At 43.0% G+C, this 17,403-nt stretch carries 19 protein-coding genes; 11 read left to right on the forward strand and 8 right to left on the reverse strand.

Annotated elements, in window-relative coordinates; translation table 11 throughout:
* Positions 1-39 precede the first annotated feature (39 nt).
* On the reverse strand, positions 40-387 hold the full coding sequence (locus LJ658_RS04660; protein WP_230545294.1) for a hypothetical protein: 348 nt from the start codon (positions 385-387) through the stop codon (positions 40-42).
* Positions 388-568: 181 nt separating this feature from the next.
* Here LJ658_RS04660 and LJ658_RS04665 point away from each other — a divergent pair, with 181 nt between their 5' ends.
* Positions 569-1,030: a carboxymuconolactone decarboxylase family protein gene (locus LJ658_RS04665; protein ID WP_230545295.1), complete on the forward strand. Its 462-nt coding sequence runs from the start codon at positions 569-571 to the stop codon at positions 1,028-1,030.
* A gap of 661 nt (positions 1,031-1,691) precedes the next feature.
* On the opposite strand, the gene hemA is transcribed toward LJ658_RS04665, so the two are convergent.
* The gene (gene hemA / locus LJ658_RS04670; protein WP_230545296.1) at positions 1,692-2,918 is read right to left on the reverse strand and encodes a glutamyl-tRNA reductase; all 1,227 of its coding nucleotides are present in this window, start codon (positions 2,916-2,918) and stop codon (positions 1,692-1,694) included.
* Between the two features lie 175 nt (positions 2,919-3,093).
* Here hemA and LJ658_RS04675 point away from each other — a divergent pair, with 175 nt between their 5' ends.
* The 3 genes from LJ658_RS04675 (at position 3,094) to LJ658_RS04685 (ending at position 5,434) form a co-directional block, all read left to right on the forward strand.
* Positions 3,094-3,486, forward strand: a complete 393-nt coding sequence (locus LJ658_RS04675) for a DoxX family membrane protein (protein ID WP_230545297.1) — start codon at positions 3,094-3,096, stop codon at positions 3,484-3,486.
* Between the two features lie 54 nt (positions 3,487-3,540).
* Positions 3,541-4,371 (forward strand): S9 family peptidase, encoded by an 831-nt coding sequence (locus LJ658_RS04680; protein WP_230545298.1) that lies wholly within the window; start codon positions 3,541-3,543, stop codon positions 4,369-4,371.
* 64 nt (positions 4,372-4,435) lie between these two features.
* Complete coding sequence (locus LJ658_RS04685; RefSeq protein ID WP_230545299.1) at positions 4,436-5,434, forward strand: MBL fold metallo-hydrolase; 999 nt, start codon at positions 4,436-4,438, stop codon at positions 5,432-5,434.
* Between the two features lie 54 nt (positions 5,435-5,488).
* Here LJ658_RS04685 and LJ658_RS04690 read toward each other — a convergent pair whose 3' ends face one another.
* Positions 5,489-7,225 (reverse strand): thiamine pyrophosphate-dependent enzyme, encoded by a 1,737-nt coding sequence (locus LJ658_RS04690; RefSeq protein ID WP_230545300.1) that lies wholly within the window; start codon positions 7,223-7,225, stop codon positions 5,489-5,491.
* 226 nt (positions 7,226-7,451) lie between these two features.
* On the opposite strand from LJ658_RS04690, the gene LJ658_RS04695 reads away from it, so the two are divergent.
* The gene (locus tag LJ658_RS04695) at positions 7,452-7,769 is read left to right on the forward strand and encodes a hypothetical protein (protein ID WP_230545301.1); all 318 of its coding nucleotides are present in this window, start codon (positions 7,452-7,454) and stop codon (positions 7,767-7,769) included.
* Positions 7,770-7,774: 5 nt separating this feature from the next.
* On the opposite strand, the gene LJ658_RS04700 is transcribed toward LJ658_RS04695, so the two are convergent.
* Both LJ658_RS04700 and ispG read right to left on the reverse strand, forming a co-directional pair.
* The gene (locus tag LJ658_RS04700; protein ID WP_230545302.1) at positions 7,775-8,305 is read right to left on the reverse strand and encodes a dihydrofolate reductase family protein; all 531 of its coding nucleotides are present in this window, start codon (positions 8,303-8,305) and stop codon (positions 7,775-7,777) included.
* Positions 8,306-8,332: 27 nt separating this feature from the next.
* A complete protein-coding gene (ispG, locus tag LJ658_RS04705; protein ID WP_230545303.1) occupies positions 8,333-10,348 on the reverse strand; it encodes a (E)-4-hydroxy-3-methylbut-2-enyl-diphosphate synthase in 2,016 nt (671 codons plus the stop codon).
* Between the two features lie 82 nt (positions 10,349-10,430).
* On the opposite strand from ispG, the gene LJ658_RS04710 reads away from it, so the two are divergent.
* The 3 genes from LJ658_RS04710 (at position 10,431) to LJ658_RS04720 (ending at position 11,964) form a co-directional block, all read left to right on the forward strand.
* Positions 10,431-10,571 (forward strand): hypothetical protein, encoded by a 141-nt coding sequence (locus LJ658_RS04710; protein ID WP_230545304.1) that lies wholly within the window; start codon positions 10,431-10,433, stop codon positions 10,569-10,571.
* 145 nt (positions 10,572-10,716) lie between these two features.
* Positions 10,717-11,271, forward strand: a complete 555-nt coding sequence (locus LJ658_RS04715) for a hypothetical protein (RefSeq protein WP_230545305.1) — start codon at positions 10,717-10,719, stop codon at positions 11,269-11,271.
* A 69-nt stretch (positions 11,272-11,340) separates the two neighbouring features.
* Positions 11,341-11,964 (forward strand): RDD family protein, encoded by a 624-nt coding sequence (locus LJ658_RS04720; RefSeq protein ID WP_230545306.1) that lies wholly within the window; start codon positions 11,341-11,343, stop codon positions 11,962-11,964.
* Between the two features lie 11 nt (positions 11,965-11,975).
* Here the strand turns inward: LJ658_RS04720 and LJ658_RS04725 are convergent, their stop codons facing one another.
* Genes LJ658_RS04725 through LJ658_RS04735 form a run of 3 tightly spaced genes read right to left on the reverse strand, consistent with a single transcriptional unit; the run spans position 11,976 to position 14,314 of the window.
* Positions 11,976-12,938: a hypothetical protein gene (locus LJ658_RS04725; RefSeq protein WP_230545307.1), complete on the reverse strand. Its 963-nt coding sequence runs from the start codon at positions 12,936-12,938 to the stop codon at positions 11,976-11,978.
* Between the two features lie 18 nt (positions 12,939-12,956).
* Positions 12,957-13,586 (reverse strand): PspC domain-containing protein, encoded by a 630-nt coding sequence (locus tag LJ658_RS04730; RefSeq protein WP_230545308.1) that lies wholly within the window; start codon positions 13,584-13,586, stop codon positions 12,957-12,959.
* A gap of 23 nt (positions 13,587-13,609) precedes the next feature.
* The gene (locus LJ658_RS04735; RefSeq protein WP_230545309.1) at positions 13,610-14,314 is read right to left on the reverse strand and encodes an SDR family oxidoreductase; all 705 of its coding nucleotides are present in this window, start codon (positions 14,312-14,314) and stop codon (positions 13,610-13,612) included.
* Between the two features lie 135 nt (positions 14,315-14,449).
* On the opposite strand from LJ658_RS04735, the gene LJ658_RS04740 reads away from it, so the two are divergent.
* The 3 genes from LJ658_RS04740 (at position 14,450) to LJ658_RS04750 (ending at position 17,396) form a co-directional block, all read left to right on the forward strand.
* On the forward strand, positions 14,450-15,811 hold the full coding sequence (locus tag LJ658_RS04740) for a TonB family protein (RefSeq protein ID WP_230545310.1): 1,362 nt from the start codon (positions 14,450-14,452) through the stop codon (positions 15,809-15,811).
* A 104-nt stretch (positions 15,812-15,915) separates the two neighbouring features.
* The gene (locus LJ658_RS04745) at positions 15,916-16,647 is read left to right on the forward strand and encodes an ABC transporter permease (protein ID WP_230545311.1); all 732 of its coding nucleotides are present in this window, start codon (positions 15,916-15,918) and stop codon (positions 16,645-16,647) included.
* Positions 16,644-17,396, forward strand: a complete 753-nt coding sequence (locus tag LJ658_RS04750) for an ABC transporter ATP-binding protein (RefSeq protein WP_230545312.1) — start codon at positions 16,644-16,646, stop codon at positions 17,394-17,396. The genes LJ658_RS04745 and LJ658_RS04750 overlap by 4 nt, the downstream gene beginning before the upstream one ends.
* Positions 17,397-17,403 lie beyond the last annotated feature (7 nt).

A 17,403-nucleotide genomic window follows, 5' to 3' on the forward strand; every position in this document is an offset into this window, starting at 1 on the left:
CCGCCCGAAACATTTGTCCGATCGTCCGTTTTGTCTCAGTCAGGAAACGGACGGACAAACACCGCACATTTGTTGGTGACAACACATCACAAAGGCGGGCGCAAATTCAATCTTCGAGCGCTCGGTTCCCCCGCCCGGTTTTTTACTGCTCAAAGTAAATCCGCCCGCCCTTTTACCATTTGGGTCGGTGAAGTTTAGGGTAGCCTCGCCTGCTGTGAGGTTTACTTTTACAGCATACTTCACCAGTTTGGATCCGGCGGCCACATCAAAAGGAATACTCCGATTAATGACACTGTCAATCAGGTCGATGGAACCTTTAATAACCTGGGCATTAGCCTTAATAGTTGTGGCTCCCAGGATCAGTAAAAAAAATAATAGCTTTTTCATCTTTTCTAAATTTCCGGTAAAATTTTGAAATACCTTAACAGAAAACAAATTTCAGGAGGTGGATAAAGGGTGGAGCGGGGATGGATTTTTAAAAAATAGATAAAATACTTTTGCGGTACTGTCCAATTCTGTTTTTCCCAATCGTCATTGGGGTATAATTCAATAATTAAACAGGAACACAATGGAACAACGAATTAATGCTTTTGAAAAAGCACCGGGCGCCTTAAAGGCCTTGTACGGAATTGGCGCTTACCTGGCAAAATCGCCGGTTGAGGGTCAACTTTTAGACCTGATTTACTTTAGGGTATCGCAAATTAACGGCTGTGCCTTTTGCCTGGACATGCACAGCAAGGACCTGCGCGCCAAAGGCGAAACCGAGCAGCGCCTGTATATGGTAGCCGCCTGGCGCGAAGCACTGGTTTACACCAACCGCGAACGTGCCGCCCTTGCCTGGGCCGAAGCCGTTACCAGGCTTAATAATAATGATGTACCGGATGCTGTTTACAACGAGGCCCGTAAATACTTTAATGAGGAAGAACTGGTAGATCTTACCCTGGCCATTACTACCATTAATACTTATAACCGGATCAATATCGCTTTCCGCACGCCAGGGGGTAATTATAAGGTGGGGATGTTTGCGTAGCGTAACCTATATGCAAGAGAACCTTACGAAGTTTGAAAACTTCGTAAGGTTTTTCAATATTTAAAGTTAGGATTTCTACTGCGTTCTGAGTAGAAATGCAAGAGTGTCGCGAAGTCAGGTCCTGTAATATTCAAATTATCAATACTTATGGATATTTGTTTTTCGCTTTTAATGACATACTCGAAACGGTATGACTCCCCTCTTTTAGGGCCCATTATAACTTTTTCGGATGTTATATCGGCCCAACTATAAAATGGTATCGAATTAGTCAATATTCCTTTATTATTTATAATAATTTTGGGAACATTGCCAAAGAAAATCTTACTATTTAAATAGACGAGATAAGCAACATATAAACATATTAATCCGAAAAAGATTATTGGACCCAGATCATATAAACCAGCTATAATAAAGTAAAAAATACCAAATGCAAGACCCAATGTCGATAAAATTAACTTAATAAACACACGCATTTTTGAATAGTAGATCTTTGTCTCATCCGGTATCGGGTTAGCTACAACAATATTTTGGGTGGTGAAGTTCATTTAACTTTAGATGATAGCTAAGCTATTAAATTACATCAGCAAAAACAATAAGCGAAGCTTTAGCATGTAAGATGCTGAACAAGTTCAGCATGACGGGAAGAGAAAAATGCGTAGTATTAATTATTGTTGATCAAAATATCCTTAGCCATTACCATAGGTACGCTAATATATTTTTTCTCCATGTAGTTGATCACCTTTTCCAGCACCTCGCGCGATTGCGCGTCCATGCTCAGCAGCTCGTCAGCAAAAACACTGTTGATGGCGGTGTTGCGGATCTCTTTGATCTTTTCGGGCACCTGGCGCATAGCCAGTTCAACTTTACGTTGTTTCAGCATCAAACAAAACTCGGCAATATTTTGCTCAATAATTTCTTCGGCCTGGGTAAGCTCCTGGTAACGTTCCTGCAGGTTGCGTTTGGCAACTTCATTTAAGGAGCATACCTCGATAAAATTAACCGGGAACTGCTCTAAAACCTCGGGTGCGGTATCATTGGGTATGGCCAGGTCGACAATGGTTTTTTTAGCGGTGCAGCCATTAAGCAACGACGCATAAATTTCGGGCGTAATAATAGGCTCGGTTGCCGATGTGCAGGTAATGATCACATCAAAACCTTTTTTATAAGCCGGCAATGCATCCAGCGTAAAGGCTTCGCCGTTTAAATCAGCAGCCAGTTTCTGCGCTTTTGACAGGGTACGGTTAAATACCGAAAAATTAGAGAATTTATGTTTTTGAAGATATTTGGAGATGTTTTGGTTGGTTTCGCCGGCGCCTATGATGAGGATGCGGGCGTTTGAGCATAACCTGAGGTCATTAAGCTTGCGGTAGGCCAGTGATACTACTGAAATTGGGTTGCGCGAGATGTTGGTGTTGGTGTAAACCTCCTTGGCTGTTTTAACTACGCAGTTCATAAACATGCGCAGCCCGTCGCCGGTAAGCCCTGCCTCGCGGCAACTGTCATACGCTTTTCGCAGCTGGGCCAGGATCTCTTTTTCGCCAACTATCAGGCTCTCTAATGAGCACGACATTCGCAACAGGTGATTCAGGGCCTCGCGGTCCTCATATATCGAAGCTGCTTCAACAAAAGTGCCCATATGGCTTGAGCACAAACCGGTGTTTAGCTTTTCAATGAATTTTGTGGCAAATGCTTTATCTACAACCTGCGGGGTTAGCATTACAAACTCAACGCGGTTACAGGTAGCCAGGTAAAAAAGTTCGGTAATGCCAAATTCGGTTTTCACCTGGTGAAGCTTCTCAGTTAAGTTCTCCTCACAGATCACCAACTTACCCAGTTCCTTCAGCTCTATCTGTTTGTGCGTAAAAGCTATTACCTTTAAATACTTCAAAGCATTTTAAATTTGACCCAACAAAAATAGCATCTTGAACCACAATCAATGTCAAGCCTTTGTCATACAGTAGTATTTAGAATGTTTATAAATAACCGCCTAAATGATATTAAAACAACCGCTTTAGCGTAAAGAACGTAACTAAACAATAAAATACGGCATCGAAATTATAAAAATGATAAAAAAGACAAGTCTGGTAATTTTGATAACCGGTTACCTGTATGCAGGGATCAATCATTTTCGCAACCCTGAGTCGTACAGGGCTATCATTCCGCATTATATTCCGTTTCCCGCATTAATAAATTCGCTGGCCGGGTTATTTGAAATATTGTTTGGCCTGCTGCTGATCTTTAAAACCACCCGGCCCTTTGCCGCCCTGGGCATTGGTTTGATGCTGACGGCCTTTTTACCCGTCCATATCCAGATGATCATTGACGCCCCTTTTAAACTGGGCGCCTTCATTGTTACCCCGCTGGTTGCCTGGGCGCGGCTTGCGTTACAGCCCTTATTAATATTATGGGCGTGCTGGTATATTAAGCCGGACAAGAATGTAATTATGCTATCATAAATTGACTATAATTTGGTTGGTACCACCTATTATGGTATTATTGACTATCTACAAATGATAAAAAAAGAATTTTTCACCTTATCGGGCAGTAAAGGCAGGGGCATGTTAATGGACCTTACCTATGATGATAAGCTAAAAGACGCCCCGTTAGTGATTTTTGCCCACGGCTTTAAAGGTTTTAAAGACTGGGGCACCCATAACCTGATGGCCGGCTATTTTGCAGAAAATGGTTACCGCTTTTTAAAATTTAACTTTAGCCATAACGGCACCACACCTGATAACCCCGTTGACTTTACCGACCTCATCGCTTTCAGCGACAACACGTTTTCAATGGAACTGGATGATTTGAACACCGTTATTGATTTTGCCTGCAATGGTTCGGCCATACCGCGTGCAAACGGTGTTTATTTAATAGGCCATAGCATGGGCGGCGGCATCAGCATCGTTAAAACTGCCGAGGACAAACGGATCAAAAAACTGGTGAGCATGGCCGCTATTTCCAGCTTTCATAACCTTTGGCCCAAAGCCGCCGAAGAACAATGGAGGCTGCAGGGGATATTGTATATGCTTAATACCCGCACCAATCAGCAAATGCCGTTAAAAGCAACTTTACTGGATGACCTGGATAAGAACCCGGGCAGGCTGGATATTGCCGCTAAGGCAGCTCAAATAACCCAACCCTGGTTAATTGTACATGGTGACGAGGATAAAACAGTACCGCTTAGCCATGCCCAACAGTTAAAAGCGGCACAACCCCACGCCGTTCTCTCCATAATAAAAGGTGGCGACCATACGTTTGGAGGCTTACACCCCTATGCCGAAAACACGCTACCGGCCCACCTGAAGGAGTTTTGCAGCCTGGCAGTTAATTTTTTTAATAAATAACCAAAAACGCCCAACAATTACCCTGCTGTCGGCATTATCTATAATATCCTTAGCCAGTCCCATCATGAGTATACCAGCATCAACAAAACAAGACAATAAGTTTTTAAACCCGATCCCTACTTCTGAGGTTGGCTTTGACAAAATGTTGCCCCTGATGAAAGCTTATGCTACCAATAAAGCAGAAGTTGTCCCCCATAAAACGTTAGGACCTTTTACGACAGACACTTCTGTATATCAATCCCCGCCTGCAAGCGGACTGAGAATAACCTGGGTGGGCCATTCAAGTTTATTGATTGAGATTGACGGGCGCACCATACTGACAGACCCAATTTGGAGCCAGCGGGCGTCATTTACTCAACTTATGGGGCCCCGGCGGTTCTTTAATCCGCCTTTAAAATTGAGCGAACTGCCGCCGCTGGATGCCATTATCATATCGCACGACCATTACGACCATTTAGATAAAGCAACTATTAAATTTTTTGCAGGTACCACCATACCCTTCTTTTGTTCGCTGGGAGTAAGCCAACACCTGGAAAGCTGCGGCATTATAAAAAATTTTATTACGGAACTGGATTGGAGCGACAGCATCATGATAGGTCACGACTGTGTTATAACAGCGGCCCCGGCAAGGCACTTCTCGGGCAGGGGGATAATTGGGCGCAATGAAACGTTATGGTCGTCATTTGTAATTAAAGGCAAAAAGCATAATATTTTCTTTGGTGCCGATTCAGGTTATTTCCCCGGATTTAAAGACATCGGCGAAACCTTCGGCCCTTTTGATTTGTCGATATTGGAGATTGGCGCTTACGGCGAATACTGGCCGGATATCCACATGGGACCAGACAAAGCATCAAACGCACAGCTGGACCTGAACAGCAAATTAATGATGCCTATTCACTGGGGCACCTTTAACCTGGCCCTGCATGATTGGTTTGAGCCCATCGAACAGCTTCAACAACATGCCACCGACAAAAACATAGCGTTGTTTGTGCCCGAACCGGGCAAACCTACAGAGGTTACCGGCGCATATAACTCGGGTTGGTGGCGTAAGTTTAAATCGTGAGCTCCGGGTCCAAAGTCGTGAGCCGCTGTCTGACTCAAGACTTTGAATCTAAGGCTACAGAACTTCCTTCAAATGCTTATAGTTTGCTTTAACGGTATCCAGCACTTCTTCCATCCTGCCGTTTAATATCAGCTTGGTCATGGATAGCGCCATGCCTTTAACCTGTTCAAACTCTATTTTGGGTGGCATAGCCAGGGCGTTAGGATCGGTCATGATGTTCACTAAAACCGGGCCGTCAAATGCCAGTGCTTCTCTAAGGGCCAATTTTACATCTGCCGGCTCGGTTACGGTAACACCTTTTATGCCCATGGCCTGGGCCACCAAAGCAAAATCCGGATTAACCATATCGGTTTGCCAGTCGGGCAAGCCCGCAACTTCCATTTCCAGCTTTACCATTCCTAATGACCGGTTATTAAACACGATGATCTTAACCGGCAACTTATATTGAGCGATGGTAGCCAGGTCGCCCAGCAACATAGATATGCCACCATCACCACACAGGGCTATTACCTGCCTGCCCGGGCAGGCCAAAGCCGCCCCGATAGCCTGCGGCATAGCATTAGCCATTGAGCCATGATTAAATGAGCCCAGCATCACCCGCCTGCCGGTAGCATTGATATAGCGGGCGCCCCATACGCACGACATCCCGGTATCAACCGTAAATATGGCGTCGGCGGCGGCAAGTTCATCCAATACACTGGCCACCATTTCGGGGTGGATATTATCTTTTTCACCGCCATCGTCTACATAGCTTCGCATTTGTTTTTTTACCCCGGCATAAAGCTCAAGCTGCGCCTTTAAAAAGCTATCGTCTTTTTTTGGTGCCACCAAAGGCAGCAAAGCGGTTAACGTATCTTTTACATTTCCGCATAAACCCATATCAACTTTAGCGCGGCGACCCAAACGCTCGGGCTTAATATCTATCTGTACAATCCTGCAATCGGGTGGCATAAACTGAGCGTACGGAAAATCAGTACCTAACAGTATTAACAGATCACATTCATGCATACTATGAAATGCCGATGGCAGGCCCAATAAACCGGTCATGCCAACTTCGTTTGGGTTATCGTATTGAATGCTCATCTTACCTTTAAAAGAGTATCCAACGGTGGCTTTCAGTTTATCAGCTAAAGCCACCACCTCATCATGTGCATCCACACAGCCAATACCGCAAAAAAGGGTAATTTTTTTATGCTGATCTATCAGAGCCGCCAATTGCTTCAGATCGGCCGCAGACGGTTTTATTTCAGGAACCGGATTGTAGTTTTGCATGGATGATATGCTCTCATCAGCGTCCATCTTTGTCAAATCACCGGGCAGGCCAATAACTGCTACGCCTTTTTTATGCAGGGCCTGCTGTATCCCGGCCTGTAACATCCTGGGGAACTGTGCCGGTGTGGTAGCCATTTGATTGTAATGGCTGCAATCATCAAACAGCTTAATAGTATTGGTTTCCTGGAAATAGTCGGTGCCAAACTCTGTACTCATTACAGTAGAAGCTATGGCAATTACCGGAGCGCCTGATTTATGGGCATCATACAAACCGTTAATTAAATGTACATGGCCCGGGCCGCTGCTGCCTGCGCAACAGGCAAAGCCAGTTAATTGCGCTTCGGCGCTGGCGGCAAATGCGCCGGCTTCTTCATGCCGTACATGGATCCATTGTATACTGCCTTCGCGCCTTACCGCGTCGTTTACTTCGTTTAAGCTATCGCCGGTTACGGCATATATTCTTTTAATACCGGCGTTAACCAACATTTCTACCAGTTGATCTGCAACACTTTTTGCCATAATTGTTATCTCCTTTACAACTAACCAACGAATAGGTACAGAGTTTTAAATTTATGGCTGAACCTGTTTTATAATTTAGATCATAATAACCGGCTTATTAATCGCAAAGATTATTACAAATAACACACCAAAGCAATAATCGCAACAAAACATCAAAATTATTGTTAATTTAACAAATTATTAGTATTATTATTTGTAAATTTGCAACAAAGCAACAAGTAGAGATATGGAAAGAGTAGCAATAGTTGCTTATAAGCCCAACCCCGGCAAGGAAGAGGCTTTAAGAGCACTAATTAAAAAGCACGGGCCGGTTTTAAAACAAGAGGGACTTGTGACGGCCAAAGACAAATTTATTTTAGAAACTGCAGACGGTACAATAGTAGAAGTGTTCGAATGGAAATCGGCACAAGCTATGAAAACTGCGCACACTAACCCAAAAGTGCAGCAAATGTGGCGCGAATACGCAGCAGTATCCACCTACACCCCTTTAAATCGTTTACCCGAAGCCGGTAGCTTATTTGCCCATTTTACTTCGGTAAATTAGGCAGGCTATCGCTTCCTCAGGTAACGGCTTTTAACAAGCCCTCCATAGTATACATCGGTTTCGATGTGCTCAAACTTAAGTTCAGAATTACCGGTACTGAATAACGGGATGCCGCCGCCTAAGAGGATTGGGATCTTTGTGATCACCATTTCGTCTATCAGGTCAAGCGCCAGGAAGCTTTGTATCGTTTTACCACCATCAACGTAAATATTATTTATGCCACGGCTGTTAAGGTTGTTTATTACTTCCGTTGGTTCACCTTTTACAATTTCTGCCTTGCCAGCCCACTTGCCCGGTAAAGCTTCCAAAGTTTGGGTTAATACAAACACAGGTTTGGTGTAGATCCATTGGTCAAAATTCTGTACGATCTCGTAGGTCTTCCGGCCCATTAATACGCCGTCAACCCGGTTCATAAAGCCAGCAAAACCATAGTCGCTTTGGTCGGGGTTGGGTATTTCCATCAACCAGTCAATCCCGCCATCAACTTTGGCAATGTAGCCATCAAGGCTGGTTGCTATATAAACGATATTAGACATGATATTTATAGGGTAATTAGTTTCGACTTATCTTTCCGCCGGTTCTATCCAGTTACCGTCTTCGCAGATAATGCCTATCAGCTCATCAAGCGCATTTGCAGCGTTAATATTCTTTTTAACCGCTTCTTTTCCGCGATATAAGGTGATCTTATCGGTACCGGAGCCTACATATCCATAATCGGCATCAGCCATTTCGCCGGGGCCATTTACAATGCAGCCCATTATCCCAATTTTCAATCCTTTTAAATGGCTGGTACGGCTGCGGATCATTTGCGTGGTAACCATCAGATCAAACAATGTACGGCCACAGCTTGGGCAGGAGATATATTCGGTTTTTGAGATACGTGAACGGGTGGCCTGTAATATGCCGAATGCTGTAGAGGTAATGGTTTTAGTATCCACCTGCGGCGCATCGATCCAGATGCCGTCGCCAAAACCGTCAATTAATAAAGCACCGAGGTCGGTAGCTGCGTTAAGTTGCAGGTTCTGGATTGTGAGTTGTGGATCCTGATTTTCAAAAATATAAGACCTTTTTATTATCACCGGAATCTCGAGCCCCAACTCTTCCAATTTGAAGAAAAATGAACGCTGGTCGGCCATACCGTGCAGTGCATCGGTTTCTAAAACAAAAACTAAGGAATTGCTGAACGGCAATAAGCCAAATTCATCCGAATCGATATCGACGAGCTTCAGGCTTACCAGGTTTAAGGATGATGAACGGTCTACATCGCCAACATATTCTTTTAAAGTAAATAACGGATGGCAAAGTGTTTTATCTGCCAGCTTTTGCCAGGTTTGGTAATTATATAGCTGTTTTAAGTTGGATGGCAGGTTAAACGACGGCAGTTCATCGCCGAAAAACACAAAATCAACCGATTGTTCGGCCATGTTATATTTATCCAGCAACGGCGAGTAGATATAACCGGCATCGCCCAGCACTGAAGCATCTTTGAGATTGACTCCGGACAGGTCAACCACTACACGTGGCACCATATGCCCGCCAATAAAAGCGTTGGCTTCGCAGGTTTCGCGTTTTTTGTATTCGTAGGGATTATGCGTTGAGTTCTGAGTCCTGAGTTCTGAGTCTTGAGTCAAATCAATCTTTTCAGACTTAAGACTTTCGACCTGAGACTTACGACTTGTATAACGCTCAACCAATGCTATCGCCACCGGTGCCTCAGCTTCGGGTTCTTCTGTCAGGGATACACGGACGGTATCGCCCAAGCCATCTTCCAGTAAAGTGCCAATACCTACGGCCGACTTAATGCGGCCGTCTTCGCCATCGCCGGCTTCAGTAACGCCCAAATGAAGGGGGTAATTCATTCCCTCGGTCACCATGGTTTCAACCAGCAGGCGGTAGGCTTGCACCATTACCTGCGGATTACTTGATTTCATGGAGATGCACAAGTTGTAAAAGTTCAAAGTCTCGCACATCCTTATAAACTCCATGGCCGACTCGACCATGCCCTGTGGCGTATCGCCGTAACGGCTCATGATCCTGTCGCTTAGCGATCCATGATTGGTACCAATACGCATGGCAGTGCCGTACTCTTTACAAATTTTTACTAATGGCGTAAACTTTTGATAGATCCGGTCAAGCTCGCCCTGGTATTGCAGGTCGGTGTAATCTATCTGGTCAAATTTCTTTTTATCGGCATAATTGCCGGGATTTACCCGCACCTTTTCAACAATGCGTGCCGCAACTTCGGCAGCGTTTGGGGTAAAATGGATATCGGCAACTAAAGGCGTGTTATAACCTCGTTGGCGCAGCTGTTTTTTTATTTCGGCCAGATTTTGTGCTTCCTTAATACTGGGCGCGGTAATACGCACATACTCACAGCCCGCATTGATCATCCGGATAGATTGCTCAACCGTACCAATGGTATCCATCGTATCGGTAGTGGTCATGCTTTGGATACGGATGGGGTTGGTGCCGCCCATGGGTACATCGCCTATATAAACCTCGCGCGTTATAAAACGAGAGTACCCGGTTAACGAGTTACAGTAACGGCCGGGCAGTGATTTTATAGCAGGAGCATTCATGCAGTTGGTGTGCTTTTATTGCCACAAAAATAAGTAATATTTAAAGATCGCGGGTTATATTAGCGTCACCAAATCTGTTATTATGAAAAATTACTTGTACACGATATTTATCGCACGTACGTTGCTGGCCTGTAAAAGCAATACTAAAATCAACAGCTCAGGACAAGGCAACTACCACCAGCTCATCTTTCAATCCCAAACAAAATTTAATAGCGTAGTTTAACCCGGTTGTACAAGGCGCTTGGATTAAGAGCGATTATATAGATAAGGTTATTCAAACAAAATCGCAGGCAGCAAGCCGGAACCTCGCCGTAGGGATCACCACTTTTTATGCCGACACCGCTAAAATAACCGGTGATAGCCTGGTGGTGAATGCCGGCTTCGGTAACCACGAAGGTGGCAGCGACGTGATAAGGTTCAGACCGAGTAAATCGCCATTATCCATTCTTTTTTATGACGGGGAATTGACCTATACCATTGTCAATGGCGACACCACTCTGATATTAACCGAACATCATATTAAAACCAATAAACTCATCACCACCAAATACAAAAAAGCCGTTAACAAGCAGCCGGACGACCGGTTAGATTTTGGCATGAACTATTTGGTGAACAAAGGAATTATTGGCGGTAAATATTTATGTATTGATAGCACCGGGCATCAATCAAACGTGATGTTTACCAATGATGGCCGGGTTACGGCGTTGGCCAATTTTAAAACTTACTTCATATCTACAGATATAGGCGGCGAACCGATGAATAATTTGGATGGTATTATTTTTGAGCGGATTGATAAAACAAGGCAGTTTTTCACCTTTAACATCAATGCCGACACTTTAAAGTTATATGACACCTATGCTAATACCGACTCGACCGAATATATAGTCGGGCGGCTTAAATACAGGCTGGTCAAAAAGAAATAAGGCATTTGCATGTTTTGCAATTATTTTAAGCGGGAATTAATTACCTTTCGACCGTATTTTATACCCAACATGAACAAAGAATATTACCTGATAGAAGGCGAAGAGAAAAAGGGCCCGTACACTTATGAGGAGCTGGTGGATATGCATATTGATATCTATACCGAGATCACCACTTCAATAAGCGATACACCGAAATATGCATCAGAATTACCTGAATTTAATGATTACTTTATTGCACAGGGCGTTTATTTCCCTACTGAGGATAATTTAGCGCCGTACGTTAAAAGGCTTGGCGCCTTTTTAATTGATTATTTTGCGTTATATATTATTGTATCAAATATTGCCACACGAACGGGCTGGATTGTACTCCCTACTGATTACACCTTAGGGAAACCGGTGCCCCCAAGCATGTTGCTGCTTTCAGCAACTATAATGATTACATTTTTACTATACAAAACTATCTTTGAAGCCACTAATTTAAAAGCTACTTTAGGCAAAAAGATCTTTAAACTAATTGTGGTTGATATTAACGGCCAGCGTTTATCAATAGGCCGCGCATTACTGCGCAACCTGGGGGTGATATTATCTATTACTATCTGGTTACCTTTTTTAAGCGTGTTTTTTAGCGAACACCGCCAGGCCTGGTATGATAGCCTGGCTAAAACTTATGTGATAACCACTGTTATAAATTAAGGTTAAGAGACTTAATATCTCCTAACCTTAAAGTCGGCCATGCCGCCGCTCATTTTTATATATATTTTATTTTTTGCCGTGGCAAAACCGGGTGTTTCATATTTATGATCACTTGTTTCCGTAAAGCCTTCATAGTGGGTTGACGCCAATCCGGTATCGCTTGTTATACGGCAGGCAGCAGTTAAGGGGATATTGATGGTAGCTTCGGCCATGCCGGTGCTTACTTCAATATTAGTAACCGCAAGCGGCTGGCCCAGTTTAACATCAAATGATGCAGCGCCACCCTTTAACTTTAATGATCTGATCTTGAATTTTGTCAAGTCGAAATTCAACTTGGCTGCACCTGTTTCTACATTAATTTCCCACTCGGGATTTGGGTTTAATTTAAAAGTAGCCGAGTTTGTTTTTTCTGATTTATTCCAGCCTATATGTACATGATGCTGGCTTTTCATTTTAAAATCCAATACATAAACAGAGTCTTCTTTGGTCTTTTTAAATTCATAACGGCCATGAAATTCATTGGTATGGGCATTAAATAATTCGGCTGTAGTATCACCAAGATCGTAAATTGTGCCGCCGCCACTTATGTTCAAACGGGCAACTTTGATGTCGGGGGTAAAAGGTTCGGTAAAGACGCTGTTACCACTAACTTTCACTATGTTTTTACCGGTATCATTGTCATCATCATCAAAAGTATAGTTATAGTCATTATTCCAGATGTTGTGGTGCCTGGCAAAGCTGCCAAACAGGATCAGACAAAATCCGCCGCCAATTACCAGTAGTTTTATAGCTACGGCCAGCGGCGATTGCCTGTTATGACCAAATATCAGATTAATGCCTGCAATTACAATTAATATAGGCAATAAGTATATCAGGTTCATTATATGGAACATCGCATATCCATAGTTGTGCAGTAAAATAATTGCGCCTATCATTATCAGGACTACGCCTGGTACAATTTTATCGTTTCTCATGATCTTATCTTTAAAAAATTAAACCGCCGGAGGGGTGTCCTCTGTTTTATCATCTGTTTTTGCTTCGGTTACCGGCTCACCAGCGGTGTTCCAGTTTTCTTTTTCCCAGGGTTTCTGTTTCCGTGGCGAAAACACCAGTAATAAACCGCCAATAATAAATATCACCGGCCACAGGCGGTCAAAATCCCAATCTGGCAGCAAGTTAAAATTGTCCATCAAAAAGAAAGCGCCAAATGCTACCAGGGCCGCTCCAACTATTATACCCGCGCTTGACCTTTTTTTAGGCGGCATTACCACCGGTTCGCCTTGCGGCGGCGTAAAGCTGCCAAATTGGTTGGGTACACTATAATCTACCGGCCTATTGGGTTGCGGCGGTACGGTATAATCAACCGGGCCATTGGGTTGTGGCGGCACGGTATAATCAACCGGACCGGGGTTGTTAAAATTGGCCCCGCTAAAGCCATAGGCTTTTTTCGGCATTATTATCCATAAAACAATATAAGGTATCAGCCCGCAGCCATGTAATACCAATGTTAATACAAATAACACCCTGATAAGGGTTACATCAATACTCAGATAGTCTGCAAGGCCCGCGCATACGCCTGCTATCATTTTATTATGTTCGTCGCGCTGAAGTTTCTTTTCCATTTCGTTTAAGTTTAAAAGTCGGTTTATAACTGCCCGCCGGCGGGCTTGATTACTATTTGGTCGACGTTAGCACCTTTGCTCATCTTATAAATATTAACAACGGCCGATGCTACGTCTTCGGGTAAAACCATTGTGTCTTTATCAATCTCCTGCCCCTTCCATGAGTCGGTTAATGTTGAGCCCGGGATAACCGCAGTTACCTTAATTCCATGCTGTTGCATTTCAAGCCTCATTACGTTATTGAGACTTAACAGGGCAGCCTTTGTTACACTATAAATACCTGCATCAACTACCGGGTTAAGCGCCGCTACCGAGCAGATATTGAAAATATGCCCTTCGCCTGCGGCTACCATGCTTTTACCAAAAAAGCGGTACAATTCGTAAGCCGGCATAAGGTTGGTATTAACCATCCTGTCAAATAAGCCCGGCTCATCATCCAATATTTTAGCGTACTGGTACATGCCCAAATTATTAACGATGATGTTGATTGTGCCCAGCTGCAGCTGCGTATTTTTGGCGAATTGCAACAACTCTGTTTTATTACTGCCATCGGCCACCGCGGTAAAAACTTTGATAGCCGGGTTGATCTGTAATAGCTCAGCTTTAAAAGCATTAAGATCATTTGCATTGCGTGAGTTAATGGCCAGGTTGATACCTTCGTGGGCAAAAGCTATTGCTATTGCACGTCCCATTCCTTTAGTTGCGCCGGTTATTAAAGCATTTTTCATAGTATAAAAGTAGATATATTTAAAAGATACCGCTTATAGAAATCGGGGAACGGGGCAGAATAGTCGGTGAAATGGTTTTTACCTTCGGGCGGGGGTATTTTTGATAAAGTAAAAAATTGATACTATCTTCAAAACATGTTTAAAACCTTATCTACCTTTTTGCTGTCATTGATGATTTGGCAGACAGCCAGCGCACAGAATAACAACATTAGTGACACGCTGATTTGCTATCTTAACAAAAATAATGTAATAGTCAATAATAAAGATAGTGCCACCTATGTGCTATTTGTCTATCCGCACGATTTAACCGTAAACAGAAAACTATATCCCTTTCGTCAATATTATTTAAACGGCAAGGCCAAATCCATTGGCTTTACCAGTGCACACTCTCCAATATTAACTTTAGAAGGTCCACTTATTAATTTTTTTCCGAATGGGCACCGGCAAAGCACCATGACTTTTAAGGAAGGCAAAATGTTTGGTACCGTTATACAAAATTATGCCAGCGGAAAATTATATGCGGTTCAGGAATATGATCCTTCTAACAACAACGTAAAGTTTGTTGAGTGCCGGGACACTTCAGGAAATGTTTTAGCAGAAAAAGGAAACGGCAAATGGGTTCAATTAGATGAAAATTACACCAAACTATTAAGGTATACCTCAGTTAAAAATGGGATATTAGGTATAATATGGCACCCTATTATTGATACAACCAGATACGCATATTATGACAGTACTGGGCCTGTAATAACCCAACCTTACACAATTCCTTCATATATATATAATAGTGGTACTCAACCCTATGATTTTGATACTTTTTTAGACAACAATTTATTTTATCCTGACGAGGATGTTAAAAAGAAGATATCCGGTGATGTTGCCGTAACGGTTATTGTTGAAAAAGACGGGACGCTAACCCGGCTAAGAGTTACAAAAACGCCATCTGCCACCTTAGGTGAAGAAGCATTACGGTTACTCGGTTTGTCATCTCCATGGACACCTGGTATAGCTGTGGCCGGCGGCCCACCTGCAAGGGTACAAATTGACATTTTGGTATGTTTTAGATTATCAAATAGTGACGATAAGTTAGCTAAGGGAATATACCCTCACGCATATCTCAGCTATCTGACAACAGGTAAAGAAGTGAAACTATCTGCGGACAGTATTTATAAATTTAATAAAAGTCCTGAATTTCCAGGTGGACAGGACGCTTTCATGAAGTTTCTATTTTCTAATATTAAATACCCAAGAAATGACAGAGAAAACGGCATATCTGGAAAAGTCATTGTTGAATTTATAATTGAGCCGGACGGTAGCTTAACTAATATACATGTAATACAAGGCCCCAGTCAGACAATGAAGGATGAGGTAATAAGGTTCATAAAATTATCGCCTAAATGGAAACCTGCATTACTAAATGATAAACCTGTACGAGCGAATTATAAACTGCCCGTCTCTTTTAGTTTAAATCAGCAGGTCATCAATTTTTCCAATTAACGTACCCGATTAAACAATTCATCTATTTTTCCGTTAAATTACTAAATTACGCAGCATCAGGTTCAAAAAGTAAATGTATTTTTAACCCGATTTTATATGAAAGCATGTTTTATAGTTTAGGCAAGTATTTACTTTTATTACGTTTAAGTTTCAGGAAGCCTGAAAAATTTAGTGTTTACTGGTCAGAGGTAATGCGGGAGATGGTTTCCATCGGCATTGGCTCGTTAGGTATTATTGCCACTATATCATTATTTATTGGCGCCGCCACTACTATACAGGTAGCTTTTCAATTAAGCAGCCCTTTGGCACCAATGAGCATCGCGGGTAAAATAGCCCGCGACTCGACCATACTTGAGTTTAGCCCAACCATATCTGCCCTTGTATTAGCCGGCCGTGTAGGTTCAAGTATCGCTTCACAAATTGGCACCATGCGGGTGACGGAGCAAATTGACGCTTTAGAGATCATGGGTGTAAATGCCCCCGGTTATTTAATATCGCCCAAAATTATTGCCAGCATGACCATGATACCTTTATTAGTTATTGTTTCAATAACCCTTGGCATTACCGGCGGCTATATTGCCTGCGTATTTTCTGGTGATATCACCCCCGGCGATTATATTGCCGGCGTACGTGACGGCTTTGACGGATTAACTATACAGGTAGCCTTAGTTAAGGCGATAGTTTTTGGCTTTTTAATCTCTTCTATTTGTGCCTATCAGGGCTTTTATACCTCGGGCGGTGCGTTAGAGGTTGGGCAATCATCAACCAAAGGCGTGGTTTATAGCTGCGTTATGATTTTATTTGCCGACCTGGTTATAACCCGTGTCATGCTATGATCGAGATCAAGGATATTTATAAAACCTTTGGTGAGAATGAGGTACTAAAAGGTATATCTGCCAATTTCCAGCAAGGAAAAAACAACCTGATCATCGGCGGCTCAGGCTCCGGAAAAACAACGTTGTTAAAATGTATAGTAGGCTTGCATGAGCCCACAAAAGGTGATGTTTTTTTTGACAGCGAAAATTTTACCAATATGGACTTTGAGCAACGGGTGCCTATCCGTACAAATATCGGCATGTTGTTTCAAAACTCGGCGCTGTTTGATTCGATGACGGTTGAGGAAAACATCATGTTCCCGCTAAACCTGTTTACTACGCAGACTACCGCCGAAAAACTGGATCGCGCCAATTTCTGCTTAGAACGCGTAAACCTTGAAGGCAAGAACAAACTCTATCCTGCCGAATTATCTGGCGGAATGAAAAAACGGGTTGGTATTGCCAGGGCTATATCCATGCAGCCAAAATATTTATTTGTTGATGAACCAAACTCGGGCCTAGACCCAAAAACATCCATTCTGATTGACGACCTGATCAATGAACTAACCGAAGAGTATAACATGACCACCGTTATTGTTACCCACGATATGAACTCGGTTATGGGTATTGGCGAGCATGTTATATTTCTGCATAACGGCGAAAAATGGTGGGAAGGCAGCAATAAAGAAATTGCCAAAACCGATAACCAGGAACTAAACGACTTTGTGTTTGCCAGCAAATTTATGCAGGCGGCAAAAGTAAAACTATAGCCGGTGT

Origin of the sequence: Mucilaginibacter sp. UR6-11 (genome assembly GCF_020880695.1) — a bacterium.
Classification (GTDB): Bacteria; Bacteroidota; Bacteroidia; order Sphingobacteriales; family Sphingobacteriaceae; genus Mucilaginibacter.